Genomic DNA, 16,497 nt, shown 5'->3' on the forward strand with positions numbered 1-16,497 from the left:
CTGCGGGGCTTCCATCCAAGAGGAGTTACGACCATGGCTTTTGAACTGCCCCCATTGCCCTACGACTACGAGGCCCTTCAGCCCTTCATGTCGAAGGAGACATTGGAATATCACCACGACAAGCACCACAAAGCCTATGTCGACAACGGCAACAAGCTGGCCGCTGAGGCGGGCATGGACGGGCTATCGCTGACCAAGGTCATCAAGCAGTCCTTCGGCAAGAACGCTCCGCTCTTCAACAACGCCGCTCAGCACTACAATCACATCCATTTCTGGAAGTGGATGAAGAAGGGCGGCGGCGGCAACAAGCTGCCCGGCGCGCTGCAGAAGGCGTTCGACAGCGATCTCGGCGGCTATGACAAGTTCAAGGCGGATTTTGTCGCCGCGGGCACGACGCAGTTCGGCTCCGGCTGGGCATGGGTGTCATTCAAGGACGGCAAGCTGTCGATCTCGAAGACGCCGAACGGCGAGAACCCTCTGGTTCACGGCGCGCGCCCGATCCTCGGCGTCGACGTTTGGGAGCACTCCTACTACATCGACTATCGCAACGCGCGACCGAAATACCTCGAAGCCTTCGTCGACAGCCTGATCAATTGGGATCATGTGCTGGAGATGTACGAAGCCGCACGCGGTTGACGGTTAAAAGCCCCGGCCTGCCGGGGCTTTTTCTTTTGCATCGACCTCTTCACGAAACATTGAAGGACCGTTCCGGCACACTAACTGGAATTCTCGGATAGCTTCTGTCGGCTGATTTTCATTTCTGGAGATAAACATGAGAAAGCTTATATTCGCCATCTCAGCTCTGGCCCTCGGTTCGTCCATTGCACTCGCGGATCCTATCAAGGATCGCGAAGCTCTGATGAAGGCCAATGGTGCGGCGATGGGTGGGTTAAGTGCCTTCGTAAAGGGCGAGAAGCCCTACGATGCCGCCGAAGTCCTCGCCTTGCTCAGCAAGCTCAGCGAAGATGCCGTAAAATTGGATTCGCCAGCGCTTTGGCCTGCCGGCAGTGATGCCGACTCCGAGGCATCGCCCAAGATCTGGGAGGATCCGGCCGGATTCCAGGCTGCGCTCGACAAGTTCAAGGCGGATACGGCGGCTGCCGTCGCGGCTGCGCCGGCTGATATCGACGCCCTGAAGATGCAGGTCGGCGCGATCGGCCAGAACTGCGCCTCGTGCCATCAGGCATTCCGCGTCAAGAAGGGCTGACCGCTGGGCTGGGCTGGAAAGCTTGCGGGCGCCGCGCTTGCGTGCGGCGCCGTCGGGCTGGCAGCCTTTTGGCTGCTGACCGAGCCGCGACGGCTGGCGGCCGAGACAATAGCAGAACTTGGCGCGGGTGACGCCACGAGAGGTGAGCGCATCTTCTGGGCGGGCGGATGCGTATCTTGCCATGCGCGTCCCGGTGCGGAGGGCGATGCCCGCCTGGAGCTGGCGGGTGGGCTGAAGTTGGCTACGGCATTCGGGACATTCACAGCGCCGAATATCTCCACCGATCCGCAGGACGGGATCGGTGGGTGGTCCATGCAGGACTTTGCCAACGCCATGATGCGCGGCGTGGCGCCTGACGGAAGCCATCTCTACCCGTCGTTCCCCTATACATCCTATGTACGTATGGAGCCGGCGGATGTTGGCGATCTATACGCCTATATGCGGACGCTGCCCGCGATTTCGGGCAGGTCGCCCGACCACGAACTGTCATTTCCTTTCAACGTTCGTCGCGGCCTCGGCCTGTGGAAGTTACTTTTCCTTAGTGACGAGCCGGTGATCGCCTTGCCGGGAGATGCGACGGAGACACAGTTGCTCGGCCGCTACTTAGTGGAAGGACCGGGGCATTGCGGCGAATGCCATACGCCGCGTGGCATAATCGGTGGGCCGGACAAGTCACGATGGCTGTCTGGCGCGGTCGCCGCAGAAGAAGGCGAGGGCGTCGTTCCGAACATAACCTCCGGCGAGGGCGGCATAGGCTCGTGGTCCGAGGCAGACATCGCGTCCTACCTCGAAACGGGATTCACGCCGGAATTCGACTCGGTCGGCGGATCGATGGCGGATGTCCAGCGCAACATGGCAAGGCTGCGCCCTGAAGACCGCGAGGCGATAGCCGCCTATCTGAAGACGATCCCTCCGCACCCGAACGGCTATCCTGCACGCGCACCGTCGGGCGGGTAAGGGCAGCTGCCCCGCGTTTCACCCTTTTGGTTCGATATCGGTCTTGCCTACGACTTTGAGCGCAAAGGCGTAGACGTGAGCGATCTCCTCAAGCCGCGAAAAGCGGCCGGAGGCACCGCCATGACCGGAATCCATGTGAACCTTGAAGAGTACGGGATTGCCGCTCGCGCTGCGGGCGCGCAGCCGCGCCACCCACTTGGCGGGCTCCCAATACGTCACGCGCGGATCGGTGAGGCCTGCAACGGCGAGGATGGGCGGGTAGTCGAGCGCTGCGACGTTGTCGTAAGGCGAGTAGGCGGCGATGGTGTGGTAGTCCTTTTCCGAGGCGATGGGGTTACCCCATTCGGGCCATTCGGGCGGCGTTAGCGGCAAAGTGTCGTCGAGCATTGTCGTCAGCACGTCGACGAACGGGACTTCAGCGATGATCCCGCCAAAAGCCTCGGGCGCCATGTTGGCGATCGCACCCATCAACATGCCACCAGCGGATCCGCCTTGCGCCACGATCCGATGGTGGGACGTGTAGCCGGCCGAAACCAGATGCGAAGCCACCGATATGAAATCGTGGAAGGTATTTGCCTTCTTCTCCCGCTTGCCGTCCTCGTACCAGGAATAACCCTTGTCCTTGCCGCCGCGCACATGGGCGATAGCGTAGACGAACCCGCGATCGACCAGCGAAAGGATATTGGTGTTGAAGGATGCGGGGATGGTGGTGCCGTACGAGCCGTAGCCGTAGAGCAGCGCCGGAGCTGATCCGTCGAGCGGTGTGTCCCTGTGATGGATCAGCGAAACAGGCACGAGTTCGCCGTCATGCGATGTCGCCATCAGGCGGCGTGTCACGTAGTGGTCCGGGTCGTGACCGGATGGGACCTCCTGGGTCTTCTGCAGAGTCCGTTCGCGCGTACGCATGTCGTAGTCGAAGACCTCGGTCGGCGTGGTCATGGACGAATAGGAGAAGCGGACGACGTCTGTGTCATATTCGTATGAACCCATCAGGCCGAGAGAGTACGCTTCTTCCTCGAACGCGATGACGTGCTCTTCGCCAGTGGACCGCTCGCGGACGACAATTCGAGGCAGCCCGTCCTTGCGTTCGAGGCGCACCAGGAAGTCGCGAAAGGCGAGCACTGAAAGGATGAGTCGCCCGGGTTCATGCGGCACGAGTTCCTTCCAGTTAGGGCGGGTTGGGTCCGAAACAGGCGCGACCATGATCTTGAAGTCCTTGGCGCCGTCGGCGTTGGTCAAGACGAAGAAAACGTCTCCACCCTCTTCGAGGTCATACTGAAGGCCCATTTCGCGCGCGGCCACGAGCAGCGGCTTTCCCATAGGGTCGTCAGTGCGCAGCAGCCGGAATTCGGAAGTCTCGTGGTCGTTGATCGAAATGAAAATCCAGTCGTTGTTGCGCGAGCCTCCGACACCCATGAAGTATCCCGGATCCGCTTCTTCGAAGACCAGGCGGTCATCCGCAGGATTTGTGCCCAGCTTGTGGAAGAAGAGCTTCGAAGGGCGGTGGTTTTCATCGAGGCGCGTATAGACGAAGCCGTCGTTGCCGGCATTCCAGACGCCATCCCCGCCTGTATCAGAGATAAGGTCGTCGAGATCCGTACCGCTCGCGAGATCGCGAACGAGCAGCGTGAAAAACTCCGACCCCTTGTCGTCATAGGACCAGAGCAGCCTGCGATGGTCGCTTGAATGATCGGCGCCTCCGATCCGGAAATAGGCCTTGCCCTCCGCTTCTAGGTCTCCATCAAGCAGAATCTCCTCCCGGCCGCCGTCGCGAGGAATGCGGAAGAAGCGAGGCTGCTGGCCACCAATCTGGTAGGACGAGCCGTATGCATAGGCCCCGTCCTTGGCAGGAACGCTTGAGTCATCCTCCTTGATGCGGCCCTTCATTTCTTCGAAGAGCCTTGCCCGCAAGCCAGCGACATCCGCGAGCATCTCGGCCTGGTACGCATTCTCGGCTTCAAGATGGGTCCGGATCGCGGGGTCGAGCGCAGAGGGTTCCCGGAATACCTCCTGCCAGTTTTCGGCCCGCAGCCAAGAGAATTCGTCAGTACGAGTTATGCCATGCCGCGTATCGCGTAACGGCCGTTCTTCGGTTACGGGCGGGTTTACAGCAGAAAATCCGGAATTGAGGGTCATTGCACCTTGCCGTGGAAGATTTTTGAATGGCGAATGAACGCACCGATCAGGACGAATTCAAAGCCGGTTCGATAAGTGCTGAACACAGAGATATGAAATGTGGAGGTAATCCGATGATTTCCAGCTTCAGAACAGTATCGATTTCGATGGGTATGCTTCTCGCCTTCACGGTCGTTCCGGTCAAGGCCGCGACTTTCGTCGCGTGGGAGGTTTCCGGAGTTCCTTTTGGCGACACGCTGAACGTCCGCAAGTTTCCATCCGGGAATTCGCAGAAGCAGTCTGCTTACCCGAATGGAACAGTTCTGCAGATGACGGGAAAATGTACAGGCGGTGTAAATCTGTTCGATATCTCGGGACAAGCCGATTGGAAACAAAAACAAGCCGTTCGTTACCGCTGGTGCCAAATTTGGCACGACCCTGCACAGATCGGCAACTTCGTGACCGGCTGGGTTTATGGCCGATATATCGAGCCGCACTGACGAGTTGGCGCGGGAGACGCTTGATTCTTGCAAGTGATGGGCTTTTCCTCCACGCAGGATCATTTTTCATGGAACAAAAGCCGCGCAACGGAGTTTGTGCCGGCTGACAGAAATTCTGTTTGCTTTGACTGTGCTAGGATTGTTCTTTTCAAGGAAGTCCTTCAATAGCTTCAGTAAGGAAGAAGAGGAATGCGTTCCTAGATAGAAAAGACGCGGGTCTCATCACAATATTGGCGATGATATCAATTGACGGGAAGAACCCTCCGTTTCATAAACGCAAACAGTACGAATCATAATGCGATGCCTGCTTTAGGGCACGCGGCCTTGGCGCTGAACGGCAAGGAAAGAGAGTTTTTAAGTTGGGGCCTGAAAGATATGGGAACTGCAGAACATCCCACGAAGAGTGGCGACTCGCTCATCGGACTCACCGCCGATGTGGTCGCAGCATATGTAAGTAACAATCCTGTCCCTGCCGGAGACCTACCCAGGCTCATAGCCGATGTTCATTCGGCGCTTGGTCGAGTAGGCGGCCATGCTGAGCAGGCTTCGGCTGAAAAGCAGAAACCTGCAGTGAATCCAAAGAGATCGGTTCACGACGACTACATCGTCTGTCTCGAGGACGGAAAGAAGTTCAAGTCGCTGAAACGCCATCTGATGACGCACTACGATCTGACGCCAGAGCAATATCGGGAAAAGTGGGGTCTTGATCCAAGCTATCCGATGGTCGCCCCTAACTATGCGGCGGCGCGCTCCCAGCTTGCAAAGAAGATGGGCTTGGGCCGGAAGAAGCGGTCACGCTGAGGGCCATCCTGTCGTTTTATTGTTGAAGCGAAAAGCGGCGTCGGGTGACGCCGTTTTTTTGTTTCGCGATGGTTGATACTGGCGGGATTTTTTCTTTCTAACGAAATATTTCCCGGCATACTCCGACGCCATCAATGTTTCCAATGCCTGCTTGAGAGCAATGTGGCGATTGATGTCGTAGCTCCAGTGTCCGCTGGCGCCTCGCAGGCGTTCCCGCTCGATCTTCCGTTTGAGATGCAACACCATGCGCGCCCGCGTTGCCGCGTCGGCTTCCAAAACGCCAGACAGGTCGATATGGCACGCGATTTGTACTGCAGCGAGTTGGCGCGCATCTGCCGCCCGCGTGTCTTTCGCGGCTATGAAAGCAGCTATTTCCTCTCTTAGTCGATGCATCCGGAAGTCCCTGGGCTTGATGTCCAGTGGACTATGGGGTCATCGGGGAAGGCGGGGAGAAAAACCCCCGCAAATCTTTCAACTCAAAAAATAATCTAAGCGATAACAACTGTTTAGATTGAGCATCGCGAATTATTCGTTCCTTTTTGTTCACACCCTTGGCTGCCGCGGATATAAGAAAACATTCCTATTTTGAGCGGGAGTGGGACCGGTGCAGCAGCGGCTATCCGTCAAGACAAATGAAGAGTTCGAACCGACGCGCATCAGTTGGCGTGAGATCGATGGTTTGGTTCACCCCGCCACGACAGCTCGGCGTGAGGAACAGGCGATGGAACTGTGCGAAGCAGTCATCGACATTACCGCAGCGCTGTTCAACGTATCCAGCAAGGATCTCAGGAAATCGGGGCGGTCGACCCTGAGCGTTTCGCGGGTGAGACAGGTCGCCATGTATGTCTCGCATGTCGTCCTGAGGCTCAACATGGCGGACATCGGAAAGGCGTTCGGTCGAGATCGCACGACCGTGCTGTACGCCTGTCACCTGGTGGAGGACCTGCGCGACGATGACGATTTCGACAGGATCATCACCATGACCGAGCGCGTCGTGGCAGCGGCTTTCGGCGAACGGGCGGGGTGTTAATACGATGGAAGCGGAAAAGGCACGTGTCATGACCTTCCATTCGCGCGGAGCGGCGAAGCCGGTCGATGCCATTGCCGGAGACAAAGTCCTGCTTGATGCGGGAGAACGCGGGACGATTTCGGTCAGCAGGAAGCTGATCACGCAACTTGTCAAGGATGGGCGACTAAGGGTCCACGGCGGCAGATTGGCTCTCGCTAGCGAAGAGAATGCGCCGGAGAACTGCCGAGACATCGATGTCGCGACTGTCGAGACGGCTTCGGGACGAGACGCCGTCGCCGTCAACTGGTCGGAGTCGCCCCTTGGCCAGCTTCTTCGGCGAAAGGGGAAGGATGGCAAGCCATTTCTCAGTTCGGAGGAGTTCCGGGCGGGCGAGCGCTTGCGGAGTGACTTCACCCGTGGGCAGATCATGCCCAGGCTTGGCGCCAACTGGGAAGCAAGTGTTTCTTCGGGACGCAGGGCCGGCGGCGTTGCCGACCTTACGGATACGGCGCTCGCGGCCCGTGCGAGGGTCGACATGGCAGTGAAGACTGTAGGACCGGAACTGGCCGGCGTTTTGATTGACGTCTGCTGCTTCCTGAAAGGAATGGAAACAGTCGAAATGGAGCGCGGTTGGCCGGTGCGCTCGGCGAAAGTCGTGCTGAAGGCGGCGCTTGGAGTGCTCAGCCGCCACTACAATCCGAAACCGTTGACGAAGACGCCGAAGATCACCCACTGGGGCGCGGAAGACTTTCGGCCGACGATCACGTGAGTGAGCGGGACGGCGCGCGCATGCTTCAAGCGGTCTGTTTCAGCGCCGCCTCGGTGTCGCGCTTGATGCGCTTGACCATGGAGCGCAGACCGTTGGCTCGCTGTGGGGAAAGATGCTCGTCGAGGCCGAGCTCCTTCAGCACGGCCTCTGCATCGATACCCATAATTTCGCTGGCCTTTCGGCCCGAAAAGAGTGCGAGCATGATGGCAACGAGACCGCGAACGATGTGGGCGTCGGAATCGCCCTGAAACTCGATAATGGGGTCCGCGCCTTCACCGACCGTGGTCACCAGCCATACCTGGCTGACGCAACCAGGCACCTTGTTGGCATCGACGCGCGCTTCTTCCGGGAAGGCTGGCAGCGCCGCGCCGAGATCGATGACGTAACGATACCGGTCTTCCCACTCGTCGAGGAATGCGAAATCGTCCCGGATGGCCTGCATGGTCGTCATGGGGCGCATATAGTCGTGACGACGGTGAACGTCATCAAAAAAGCGTGTCAGTTCGAAGCGGGCACACTTCCGGTCACTGACAAGTCCGCCTGCGGGGTGGGAGCCTCGGCGTCGATCAGAGCGCTGACAGCGTCATCGGACTCGTGGTCAGCGCCTCCGTTGGCCTCGAGCATTTCATAAGCAATGCGGGCGCTTTCCTTTGCTCGGGTGCCGATGGTTTGCATGGCAGCCTTGCCGACGTCGCAAACATCCGGCTTTCGCTCGCAGATCGCGGCCATGTCGTCGACGGCTTCCTTGGCGGCGAAGAATGCCTGGATGGGGTTGACGCCGGGTGAATTGTCGCCGGCCGGATCAAGCGGCAGGATCAGCAGCACCAGCGAAAACCAGAATGCCATTCGGATCAGGAAGCTCATCGTCCGTCCCTTGTCCGGCGCCAGCATCGTGCGCCTGGTCCTCACTCACATGCAATCTTGTACCACTGGGAAGCCAATAACGGCTTGCACCGTAGATTAGCATTCAAGGCAAGTTTGATTCAAATTTTAGCGATTCGCATTTGTGGCAAGTTCGAGGCGACTGCCCCTACCTGGAAGATCCAGCGGTAAATCCTGTAACCAATTGTTTCTGTTTATATTCTTTTCTTACAACGATGGCTTTGACACATGTCAGGCTGGAAGGTTCTGTTTACCATAGACCCAATACGCGGGCGTTGCCGGCCGGTCGCGGACACATATAGGGGGAACGGCCAACACCGATGGCCCGACTTTTATTCATTCTTTAAAGCCTCCGGTGCGAAGGTCGGTTTCAATCAAAAACGGCTCGCGAAGCGGGCGATTACGGGTACGTTGCGTTGCGTTTATCTGGGACCAGGACCGGGGATCTGCTTGATGCCGTCGCCGCGTACTGCGAGCGTCTGGTGAGGACCTCCGTTCGCGACCCATCGGAACGGCTGCGCCAGAGACGCCTGATCGGACTGGCGCTGGTTGCGCCTTTCGTCGTCGCGGTGCCGGCTGCGAATCTGTTGCCAACGGTCATCGGCGTTTCAACGACTTTGCTGATCGTGGCCGCAATCTTCGGAACTTCCTTCGTGGCGGCTGCCAGTGTCATCGCCACCGGCCGCGTGATCCTTGCCGAAGCAACCCTGCTCGTCTGCGGGCTGCTGGCTGTCGCTTCGATGGTCGCGCTCACAGGCGGAACCGGTGCGCCCGCGGCGCTGGTTATCGTGGCGCTCGTCTTTGAAGCCTGGTGGGTCGGAAGGACAAGGAACGCGCTCGCGGTCGGCTTCGGCGCCATGCTGGTCGCGCTGCCATTACAGGCCTTGCTCGCAGCACGGTTCGCGATCGATGTTCCCGCTCCTTCCGCCGCAAGCTGGCTGATGCCTGTCTTTTACCTTGCTATCGTCGTGCCGCGCTTGGCCGCTTGGCTCGATGAGCGGAGGCAGGGTGAAGAGGAAAGCGCGTCGCTGGAAGAGATCATCGAAGCCGTGGTGATGCGTCTGGATCTGTCGGGCGAGGCCAAGGACGTATCGGAGCAGGCTCGACGCCTGCTTGGCCTTGCCCCGGAACTGCTGCTTTCGACCGGGCTGCTCGATCGCCTGCATGTCGCGGACAAGGTTGCCTATCTCTGCGCGCTGGCGGACATGAAGGAGAAGCAAGGCTTTCGACAGATCGATGTTCGGATAAGAGTTCCGGGGGCGGCGGGAAGCTCGATTGCCGATTATCGGTGGTTTGCCATCGAGCTGATGCGCCCGACGACTGCCGACAGCACGATCACCGTTCTAGTACGGCCGGAAAATGAACACTCGATCTCGCAACTGCCGGACAACGGCGGCGGCGATGCGGACGAAAAGATCGGGATCGCGAACACGCGCGTCCTCGCTGCCGTCAGCCACGAACTGCGCACACCGTTGAACTCGATCATCGGCTTCTCGGATATGATGTTGCATGGAATGGCGGGCAGCTTCGCCGATCCCCGGCAGAAGGAATATGTTGGCCTCGTCCGCGAGTCCGGCGACCATCTCCTGTCCGTCGTGAACTCAATCCTCGACATGTCAAGGATTAAGGCCGGAGGCTATGCCACCAATCCTGAGCCGTTCCGCTTTGCACAGGCGGTCGACATGTGTCAGTCGATGCTGGCCCAGCAAGCGGCCTCGAAGAAACTCGAACTAAGAACGGACGTGGCTACCGAAATCGGCGAGATATATGCCGACAAGCGGGCCGTGAAACAGATTCTGATCAACCTCGTGTCGAACGCGATCAAGTTCACGCCCGAGGGCGGAATGGTTTCGATCGGAGCGAAGCGAGTCGGCTCGCGCGTGCATTTCTGGGTGTCGGATACGGGCATCGGCATGGGGGCTGACGATCTGGCCCGGGTTGGCGAGCCGTTCGTCCAGATCCGGAACGATCTGACGCGGTACTGCGATGGGGCGGGGCTCGGGCTTTCGCTGGTGAAGGGTCTTGTTGCTCTCCATAGCGGCACGATGTCGATCGAAAGCGAACCGGGGTTGGGAACCAAGGTGACGGTAAGCCTGCCGGTATCACGACCGAAGCAGGACGCGGCCACAGATAAGGCCGAAATTCATGCCGAGAATGCGAACAGAGTTGAAGAGGCTTACGATGGCCCACTCCGTAAGAGCGCCTGAAGAGGCGGCGCAATGGACGTTCGGTGATGCGGCAGCTGCATTGCTTGGCGTTGTTGCGCGCAATCCGACTCTGGTCGGCGGCTCGACCGCATTCCTTGTCGCACTAAGCTTTGTTTCGGCCAACGCTCTCTGGTACCAGCCACATGCGCATTCCGGAGCGTTTTTCGCGACACGCGATTTCGTACGGTCCGACACGGTTGACCCCGTGGAAGAGACAACGATCCGGATCGAGCGGCAGGACCAAATCGAAAGCCCTCAGGCAGAAACGAAGCGGGTTAAAGGCGACGCTACGGTGAAGAGTGTCCAGAAGATACTGGGCGAGCTTAAATTCTACGGTGGCGACATCGACGGTGTGTACGGCCCCAATACGAGGCTGGCGATAGAGGCTTATCAAAACAAGATGGGTCTCGTCGTGACCGGAGCCGTGGACGAGACACTTCTCGATCAACTGGGCACCGGCTCGGTGACACAACTGCCATCGCCGGCTCCACGGCAGATCCCGACCGAAGAAGCTGCTGTCCCTGCTGCTGCTCGTCCCGCAGAGCGCGACGAACGCGTTGCGAGCGTTCAGTCTGGGCTCCGGGAGTTCGGCAACGAATCAATGCAGGTTGACGGACTAATGGGCGCGAAGACCAAAGCCGCCATACTCGAATTTCAATCCCTTTTCGGATTGCCGGAAACAGGAGAAGCCGACGCTGCGGTCCTTGCGAAAATGAAGGAAATCGGGCTGATCCAGTGAAGGCAATATGGCTTGGACGTTCCAGGCGCGCCGAGAGGATCAGAACATGCGCGTCACAACGGACTTCTGGGTTTCGGCGCTTGTGCGGAGAATTTTTGCCGACGGCGGTTTTGCTGCGGTCGTCAGGCGCGGCGCAACCGAGGCCGGCGCCGTCTTCGTGGTCCTTCGAGACCGAATGGGTGGTGTGACGCTCTTTGGTCCTGCACCGCAGACCAGCTATGATGCTGCAAAGCCGGATGAACGGTTCTTCGTACGCCACGAACTGGATGGTGAATCCGCACTCGACAAGTTCCTCGAAAAGGAAGGGCGTTTCGATCCGGATATCTGGGTCATCGAGGTCGAGCCGGGGCAGGGCGGGATTGAAAGACTGCTAGTCCTTTCGGATCAATAAGCGCTCAACCGGCGGCGCGATGATCGTGGGGCGCTACATCGAGCCGATCGCGAGACCGCCAGTTCCGGATTCTTTTCTGTGCTTCTTCGCGGCTGATGGCGGCATATCGCAACAGGAAAAGCTGGATGGCCTGAAGGGTTCCGAACAGCGAAGGATAGATCGCCGCAGTGACGAGAAATGCCTTTTCGTCGCTGATCTCAAGCAGTCGCAGCGCATCGAGGAGCCAAGCGTAGGAAGGGTCATCACCCGCCTCGTGGACTGTCGCGAAGTCCGTCCCCAGCGCATCAGCCAGTATGGCCTGGAAAGACGTCGCGTGCCCCTTCAGCGCCGCCTCGCGCAAGCGCGCGTATAGGGCAGCCCCGGCCGGCGTCGTTAGAGAGGTGGCTGTCGTGGCGGGGCGCATGACCGCACGCAGGTAGCGACGCGCATTTTCCGCTGCCTGACCCTGCGCGCCATATGCTGCATCTCCGGTAACGCCCTTCGAAACCGCATCGACTTGCCCTGTAGGGAGCGGCTCCGCCTCTCGGTTTAGCAAGGACACGACCTTGCTCTCCAGTACCCCGACAAGCCTTGCGATGACTGGATTGAGGTTCGGACGACGACCGATAGCACGAGCGTGACCCAGACCCTGGCGGCTGATGAGGGCGAGAAGATCGATGTCGGTGAGTGCGTTCGAGCGAATGAGCAATGGCGCTGCGATATCGACGCTCTCTTCCGCCAGCTTTCTGACCAACGCAGCGGGCGGATAGGCGCATTCGGACAGTGCCGCGGCGACGTACCGTTTAGACTCGACCGAAACCTGATCGAAGAGCGGAAGGGCGAGGTCTTCGAGCTGGGCGATTTCCCGCCGCGACGGACGCGGCAGCGAACAAAACGCGGAAACCGCTGCGCGAAAAAGCCTGTCGGCCCTGTTCGCTTCGTTCCTGGCTGTGATCTGTAGGAAGTCGAAAGAGGACACTCGAGAACGCCTGACACTTACCCGACCGAACGAAACTCCGCTCGATCAAATTCAAAATAGGGGCGATCTGTTAAAGTCCTGTTAACCGTCTGCTGGCCTTATGAACGTGGAGGCGTTGCGTGGTTGCTCCGGGTGAATCCGAGAGGGAAATCGCAGTTATGGGCAGCGTGCTGTCATTCTCGCCGCGAGAATCGGCGATCGTCAGAAAGCCACCGGTGGCGGCAGGCGCCACGGCTTCAATCGTCATATTTCCGGGCGTCCGCTATGAGCGCAGCGAACCTCGAGTCGACGCCAGCCAGGCGAAGAGCGTCGAAAAATCTGACAAGCCGACGCACTGAGGCCCATTCTTTCCGGGCGGCCGTCCTTGAGATCGCGTGTGGCATCTCACCAGGCGCGGGAGATGTGCCTTAGACTTCCTTCGAGCATGCCATCTTGGCGAGGAATGCCGAGGTCGTCTCCTCCCATGTAGGGTCAGGCACAAAGCTGCGCACGACCACAATGCCTTCGCCGATCGGCACCTGCACGAAGATCGAACGCTGATAGGTTTCAGGCGGCGCTTTGCGGATTTCGATCATCTGCGAAGGGGTCAGCACGACGAAATCGAGGGCGCCGCGCTCGGTAGCGCGATCGTTGAAGGAATAGACGTTCTGGCCAGCACGATTGTAGATCGAGACCGACCAGAACGGCACGTTGCCCGGCGCGCGGATGTGGACCGGGCCTTCCTTAAGATCAAAACGGCAGGCCGATGCGCGAAACAACGGATCGAGCGCACCGACGAGCGGAGCCTGATCGTCGCTCCCGTCAACGCGGACAGACTTGTAGAAATCGGAAGCGGCCGCAAGGCTGGACCATGCATCCCGTTCGGAGAACTGCGGCAGCAGCAGAAGAACGGTTATGTGGACAATTCCTATGCCGACAAGACTGACCAGGAGCGCATAAAAAAACCTAGACATCGCAGCCCACCTTGGCGATCTGGGGAAGAACGACGTCTGCGGCGCCGGTTCCCGACGCGATGGGTGTGTCGAAAAGGTTCAGCATGAAGGTGGCAGGTCCCTTCCCGGAAAGGGCAAGCCAGTTTCCGGGAGCGGGGTGCGCGCCAACCGAGATTGCGATCGAATTGTCCGAAAGGCGGATGAGTTGATAGGAATGCAGGGATGCGGGACGATGCTCGCTGCCTTTCACCACGGAGCCGGACTGATCGGTGACGTATAGGGTCCAAAACCGCGCCGGAGGCACAGGACCCTCGATCAGATATGTGCATTCCCGCCGTAACGGGTCGCCGCCGGTATCCCGTGTCGCCGAGAACGACAGCCCTTCGGCGCGTCCGAGCGCAAGCAATCCTTCCCGCGCGACACGCGCCCTGGAATACGGATCGGCCTCGGTCGTACCGACATTGGGGAATGCGGTCCACTGTCCGACCACCACCGCGCCCATGCCCTCATTCGCCTTCAGGGCGTACCAGACGCTTGCGCTGCCAGCCACGATGGAGATCGATAGCACCAGCAATATGAGGAAGGCCGATTTCAGCATTACGCGCCGGTGGATTTAAGCCACCTCGGATATCCTGTCAGGCAGGTCGATTGCAAGGCTTCAGCGAAAGCTTGCGTTTGGCAAAGACTAGAGCGACGACAGCGTTTCCGGTTCGTGCGGCGCCTCGATAGCCGCCTGATTGTGGAAAATCTCGGCGATGGCGCGCAGCGTGCGCGTGGTTGCGCCCGAGAGAACCGGCCGGCGCTCGATGTCGCTGTAGTCGGTCTCCTCCTTCTGCTTCTTCTTTTCGACCTTGGCGACGACCTGCTCGTCGACGAATGGCTTGTCGAGACCCGGAATAGGCTTGAGCTCGACGTTTTCATGAGCGTAGGTCATCAGCCGGTGCCACACCATCGCGGGGAGCGAACCGCCGGTCATGTTGCGGGTGGTGGTGAAGTCGTCGTTGCCGAGCCAGACGGCCGCGAGGTAGTTTCCGGTGTAGCCGATGTACCAGGCGTCGCGGTAGGACTGCGTCGTGCCGGTCTTGCCGGCCGAGCGGATGGTGGGCAAAGCAGCGCGCCTAGCGGTGCCGCGCTCGGGTACCTCGACCATCATGGTGTTCATGTACTTGACGGAAAGCGGCGAGAGCACGCGCTTGGGCTTCGGCGCGTCCTTCTCCCAGTCGTAGAGGACGCGTCCGTCGCGCGACTGGATCTGCGTGATGCCGTGGCGCAGGCCGGCGTAGCCGTCATTCTGGAAGACGCTGTATCCGGTCGCCTGGTCCATGACCGTCATGCCTGACGTGCCGAGTACCATCGTCTTGTGCAGCAAGATGGGCGACTCAACCCCCATCGCCACCGCCAGATCACGGATCGGTTCGGTGCCGATATGCTCCTTGGCGAGGCGCACCGGCACGGTGTTGATCGACTTCACCAGCGCGTCGGTGAGATTCATGCCGCCGCCATAGCTGCGCGCGTAATTCTTCGGCGCCCAGCCGCCCCAGTTGATGGGCCCGTCAGACACGATCGACTCCGGGGTGAATTCGCCGGTTTCCATCGCGGCCGCATAGACGTAGGGCTTGAAGGACGATCCGGTCTGCCGCAGCGCACGCGTCGCGCGATTGAACTGCGACGCACCGTAGTCACGCCCGCCGACGATGGCGCGCACCGCGCCGCCGGCTTCCATGACCACCATTGCGCCCTCGGTCACGCCGTATTCCTTGCCATGCTGGCGCAAATTGTATTCCATCGCCTCGTCGGCGGCGCGCTGCAGGTTGGTGTCGATCGTGGTCCGCGCGACCATGGAACGTACGCCGGAGCGCATCGTGAGGCGCTTGACCTCGTCGAAGGCCCAGTCGAGGAAATAGTCGGGCGCCTGGCGACGGCCGCGATCGACGACGCTCGCTGGATGCAGGCGGGCCTGCAACACCTGCCCGTCGGTCATGAAGCCGCCCTGGACGAGGTTGGTTAGCACCACGTTGGCGCGCGCGCGCGCTGCCGGCAGGTTCACGTGCGGCGCATATTTGGCCGGCGCCTTGAACAGGCCGGCGAGCATGGCCGCTTCAGCGAGGTTGAGGTCCTTGACCGATTTGCGGAAATAGAAGTCCGCAGCGGCGGTGATGCCAAAGGTGCCGCCGCCCATATAAGCGCGGTCAAGATAGAGTTGCAGGATCTCTTTCTTGGAGAGATTCGACTCCAGCCAGATCGCAAGGAAGGCCTCCTTGACCTTGCGCTCGAATGTGCGCTCGTTGGAGAGGAACAGGTTCTTGGCAAGCTGCTGCGTCAGGCTGGAACCGCCCTGCACCACGGAGTTGGAGCGCATGTTCTCCGACATGGCGCGCGCCAGACCGATGAAGTCGATGCCGTAGTGGTCGAAGAAGCGGCGATCCTCGGTGGCGAGAACGGCCTTGATGACGTGGTCGGGCATCTCGTCGACGGGGATCGATTCACGCTGGATGATGCCGCGCTGGCCAATCTCGTTGCCCTGGCGGTCGAGGAAGGTAACGGCGAAATCGTCCTGCGCGCGCCAGTTGCCCTCGGTTTCTTCGAAGGCCGGCATGGCCAGCGCCAGCATCACGATGGAGCCGGCCGCGCCCATGGTGAAGCCTTCTCCCGCAAACTCGAAAAACCAGCGCTTCCAGCCGGTAACGCGGAAACGGCGGAAAAAGATAGTCAGATTTTCCCAGATCTCGCTGGCCTTGAACCCGGCCTCGTAAAGCGTCGAGTCGATCCACGAGTCAATCGCCATCAGGCGCGTGGCTTTTGGGCTTCTGGTCTTGCGCGGGGGTACCGGGCGGTTCATGCCAATGTCCAGCGTGGCTTGCATTGCGACCTGATGGCGACAGCAGCGTTCAGGCGTCAAAGCAAGCGATATGCGATGGTCTTGGCCGATTTTTGACGCAGGGACAAGATAATTACGGGTCAGTATCTAACTAGTGACCGGATTCCGGTGGGTTATGGCATTTTGAGCACGGGCACTTCACGACATCCCAT

Annotated in this window: 19 protein-coding genes; 11 read left to right on the forward strand and 8 right to left on the reverse strand. The window is 59.7% G+C overall.

Features of this window, described 5'->3' with window-relative positions:
- Positions 1–33 precede the first annotated feature (33 nt).
- From ABMA32_RS07405 to ABMA32_RS07415, 3 genes are all read left to right on the forward strand, one after another.
- Positions 34–636 carry a superoxide dismutase gene (locus ABMA32_RS07405; protein WP_349013057.1) on the forward strand — a complete coding sequence of 201 codons (603 nt, stop codon included), beginning with the start codon at positions 34–36 and terminating at the stop codon, positions 634–636.
- A gap of 136 nt (positions 637–772) precedes the next feature.
- On the forward strand, positions 773–1,207 hold the full coding sequence (locus ABMA32_RS07410) for a c-type cytochrome (protein ID WP_349013058.1): 435 nt from the start codon (positions 773–775) through the stop codon (positions 1,205–1,207).
- Between the two features lie 3 nt (positions 1,208–1,210).
- Positions 1,211–2,164 carry a c-type cytochrome gene (locus tag ABMA32_RS07415; RefSeq protein ID WP_349013359.1) on the forward strand — a complete coding sequence of 318 codons (954 nt, stop codon included), beginning with the start codon at positions 1,211–1,213 and terminating at the stop codon, positions 2,162–2,164.
- An 18-nt stretch (positions 2,165–2,182) separates the two neighbouring features.
- Here the strand turns inward: ABMA32_RS07415 and ABMA32_RS07420 are convergent, their stop codons facing one another.
- On the reverse strand, positions 2,183–4,300 hold the full coding sequence (locus ABMA32_RS07420; protein ID WP_349013059.1) for a S9 family peptidase: 2,118 nt from the start codon (positions 4,298–4,300) through the stop codon (positions 2,183–2,185).
- Positions 4,301–4,446: 146 nt separating this feature from the next.
- On the opposite strand from ABMA32_RS07420, the gene ABMA32_RS07425 reads away from it, so the two are divergent.
- Together ABMA32_RS07425 and ABMA32_RS07430 are read left to right on the forward strand one after the other, a co-directional pair.
- Positions 4,447–4,779 carry an SH3 domain-containing protein gene (locus ABMA32_RS07425; RefSeq protein ID WP_349013360.1) on the forward strand — a complete coding sequence of 111 codons (333 nt, stop codon included), beginning with the start codon at positions 4,447–4,449 and terminating at the stop codon, positions 4,777–4,779.
- Positions 4,780–5,154: 375 nt separating this feature from the next.
- Positions 5,155–5,580, forward strand: a complete 426-nt coding sequence (locus ABMA32_RS07430) for a Ros/MucR family transcriptional regulator (RefSeq protein WP_349013361.1) — start codon at positions 5,155–5,157, stop codon at positions 5,578–5,580.
- Here ABMA32_RS07430 and ABMA32_RS07435 read toward each other — a convergent pair.
- The gene (locus ABMA32_RS07435) at positions 5,572–5,973 is read right to left on the reverse strand and encodes a hypothetical protein (RefSeq protein ID WP_349013060.1); all 402 of its coding nucleotides are present in this window, start codon (positions 5,971–5,973) and stop codon (positions 5,572–5,574) included. The genes ABMA32_RS07430 and ABMA32_RS07435 overlap by 9 nt on opposite strands.
- Positions 5,974–6,184: 211 nt before the next feature.
- Here ABMA32_RS07435 and ABMA32_RS07440 point away from each other — a divergent pair, with 211 nt between their 5' ends.
- Together ABMA32_RS07440 and ABMA32_RS07445 are read left to right on the forward strand one after the other, a co-directional pair.
- Positions 6,185–6,610 (forward strand): helix-turn-helix domain-containing protein, encoded by a 426-nt coding sequence (locus ABMA32_RS07440; protein ID WP_349013061.1) that lies wholly within the window; start codon positions 6,185–6,187, stop codon positions 6,608–6,610.
- Between the two features lie 28 nt (positions 6,611–6,638).
- A complete protein-coding gene (locus ABMA32_RS07445) occupies positions 6,639–7,358 on the forward strand; it encodes a DUF6456 domain-containing protein (RefSeq protein WP_349013062.1) in 720 nt (239 codons plus the stop codon).
- 25 nt (positions 7,359–7,383) lie between these two features.
- Here the strand turns inward: ABMA32_RS07445 and ABMA32_RS07450 are convergent, their stop codons facing one another.
- Both ABMA32_RS07450 and ABMA32_RS07455 read right to left on the reverse strand, forming a co-directional pair.
- Positions 7,384–7,809: a SufE family protein gene (locus tag ABMA32_RS07450; protein WP_349013063.1), complete on the reverse strand. Its 426-nt coding sequence runs from the start codon at positions 7,807–7,809 to the stop codon at positions 7,384–7,386.
- Between the two features lie 47 nt (positions 7,810–7,856).
- A complete protein-coding gene (locus tag ABMA32_RS07455; protein WP_349013064.1) occupies positions 7,857–8,222 on the reverse strand; it encodes a DUF5330 domain-containing protein in 366 nt (121 codons plus the stop codon).
- A gap of 500 nt (positions 8,223–8,722) precedes the next feature.
- Here ABMA32_RS07455 and ABMA32_RS07460 point away from each other — a divergent pair, with 500 nt between their 5' ends.
- The 3 genes from ABMA32_RS07460 (at position 8,723) to ABMA32_RS07470 (ending at position 11,577) form a co-directional block, all read left to right on the forward strand.
- Positions 8,723–10,447, forward strand: a complete 1,725-nt coding sequence (locus ABMA32_RS07460) for a sensor histidine kinase (protein ID WP_349013065.1) — start codon at positions 8,723–8,725, stop codon at positions 10,445–10,447.
- A gap of 205 nt (positions 10,448–10,652) precedes the next feature.
- A complete protein-coding gene (locus tag ABMA32_RS07465) occupies positions 10,653–11,186 on the forward strand; it encodes a peptidoglycan-binding domain-containing protein (protein ID WP_349013066.1) in 534 nt (177 codons plus the stop codon).
- 46 nt (positions 11,187–11,232) lie between these two features.
- Entirely contained in the window at positions 11,233–11,577 is a 345-nt protein-coding gene (locus tag ABMA32_RS07470) for a DUF1491 family protein (RefSeq protein ID WP_349013067.1), read from the forward strand.
- Positions 11,578–11,581: 4 nt separating this feature from the next.
- Here ABMA32_RS07470 and ABMA32_RS07475 read toward each other — a convergent pair whose 3' ends face one another.
- Positions 11,582–12,535, reverse strand: coding sequence for a hypothetical protein (locus ABMA32_RS07475; RefSeq protein WP_349013068.1), 954 nt, complete (start codon positions 12,533–12,535; stop codon positions 11,582–11,584).
- Between the two features lie 158 nt (positions 12,536–12,693).
- On the opposite strand from ABMA32_RS07475, the gene ABMA32_RS07480 reads away from it, so the two are divergent.
- Complete coding sequence (locus ABMA32_RS07480; protein ID WP_349013069.1) at positions 12,694–12,873, forward strand: hypothetical protein; 180 nt, start codon at positions 12,694–12,696, stop codon at positions 12,871–12,873.
- A gap of 69 nt (positions 12,874–12,942) precedes the next feature.
- On the opposite strand, the gene ABMA32_RS07485 is transcribed toward ABMA32_RS07480, so the two are convergent.
- The 3 genes from ABMA32_RS07485 to ABMA32_RS07495 form a co-directional block, all read right to left on the reverse strand.
- Positions 12,943–13,488 (reverse strand): DUF1254 domain-containing protein, encoded by a 546-nt coding sequence (locus tag ABMA32_RS07485; RefSeq protein WP_349013070.1) that lies wholly within the window; start codon positions 13,486–13,488, stop codon positions 12,943–12,945.
- Entirely contained in the window at positions 13,481–14,065 is a 585-nt protein-coding gene (locus ABMA32_RS07490; protein WP_349013071.1) for a DUF1214 domain-containing protein, read from the reverse strand. The genes ABMA32_RS07485 and ABMA32_RS07490 overlap by 8 nt, the downstream gene beginning before the upstream one ends.
- An 87-nt stretch (positions 14,066–14,152) precedes the next feature.
- Complete coding sequence (locus tag ABMA32_RS07495) at positions 14,153–16,306, reverse strand: transglycosylase domain-containing protein (RefSeq protein ID WP_349013072.1); 2,154 nt, start codon at positions 16,304–16,306, stop codon at positions 14,153–14,155.
- Between the last annotated feature and the right edge of the window lie 191 nt (positions 16,307–16,497).

The organism is Mesorhizobium quangtriensis, assembly GCF_040081925.1.
In the GTDB taxonomy this organism is placed as follows: domain Bacteria; phylum Pseudomonadota; class Alphaproteobacteria; order Rhizobiales; family Rhizobiaceae; genus Mesorhizobium_K; species Mesorhizobium_K quangtriensis.

Excerpts from the sequence above, each read along its gene's own strand:
- ABMA32_RS07495 (WP_349013072.1), bottom strand. The coding sequence starts at position 16,306 with ATGAACCGCCCGGTACCCCCGCGCAAGACCAGAAGCCCAAAAGCCACG.
- ABMA32_RS07455 (WP_349013064.1), bottom strand. The coding sequence starts at position 8,222 with ATGAGCTTCCTGATCCGAATGGCATTCTGGTTTTCGCTGGTGCTGCTG.
- ABMA32_RS07480 (WP_349013069.1), top strand. The coding sequence starts at position 12,694 with ATGGGCAGCGTGCTGTCATTCTCGCCGCGAGAATCGGCGATCGTCAGA.
- ABMA32_RS07405 (WP_349013057.1), top strand. The coding sequence starts at position 34 with ATGGCTTTTGAACTGCCCCCATTGCCCTACGACTACGAGGCCCTTCAG.
- ABMA32_RS07445 (WP_349013062.1), top strand. The coding sequence starts at position 6,639 with ATGACCTTCCATTCGCGCGGAGCGGCGAAGCCGGTCGATGCCATTGCC.
- ABMA32_RS07450 (WP_349013063.1), bottom strand. The coding sequence starts at position 7,809 with ATGACGACCATGCAGGCCATCCGGGACGATTTCGCATTCCTCGACGAG.
- ABMA32_RS07420 (WP_349013059.1), bottom strand. The coding sequence starts at position 4,300 with ATGACCCTCAATTCCGGATTTTCTGCTGTAAACCCGCCCGTAACCGAA.
- ABMA32_RS07485 (WP_349013070.1), bottom strand. The coding sequence starts at position 13,488 with ATGTCTAGGTTTTTTTATGCGCTCCTGGTCAGTCTTGTCGGCATAGGA.
- ABMA32_RS07430 (WP_349013361.1), top strand. The coding sequence starts at position 5,155 with ATGGGAACTGCAGAACATCCCACGAAGAGTGGCGACTCGCTCATCGGA.
- ABMA32_RS07435 (WP_349013060.1), bottom strand. The coding sequence starts at position 5,973 with ATGCATCGACTAAGAGAGGAAATAGCTGCTTTCATAGCCGCGAAAGAC.
- ABMA32_RS07490 (WP_349013071.1), bottom strand. The coding sequence starts at position 14,065 with ATGCTGAAATCGGCCTTCCTCATATTGCTGGTGCTATCGATCTCCATC.
- ABMA32_RS07425 (WP_349013360.1), top strand. The coding sequence starts at position 4,447 with ATGGGTATGCTTCTCGCCTTCACGGTCGTTCCGGTCAAGGCCGCGACT.
- ABMA32_RS07470 (WP_349013067.1), top strand. The coding sequence starts at position 11,233 with ATGCGCGTCACAACGGACTTCTGGGTTTCGGCGCTTGTGCGGAGAATT.
- ABMA32_RS07410 (WP_349013058.1), top strand. The coding sequence starts at position 773 with ATGAGAAAGCTTATATTCGCCATCTCAGCTCTGGCCCTCGGTTCGTCC.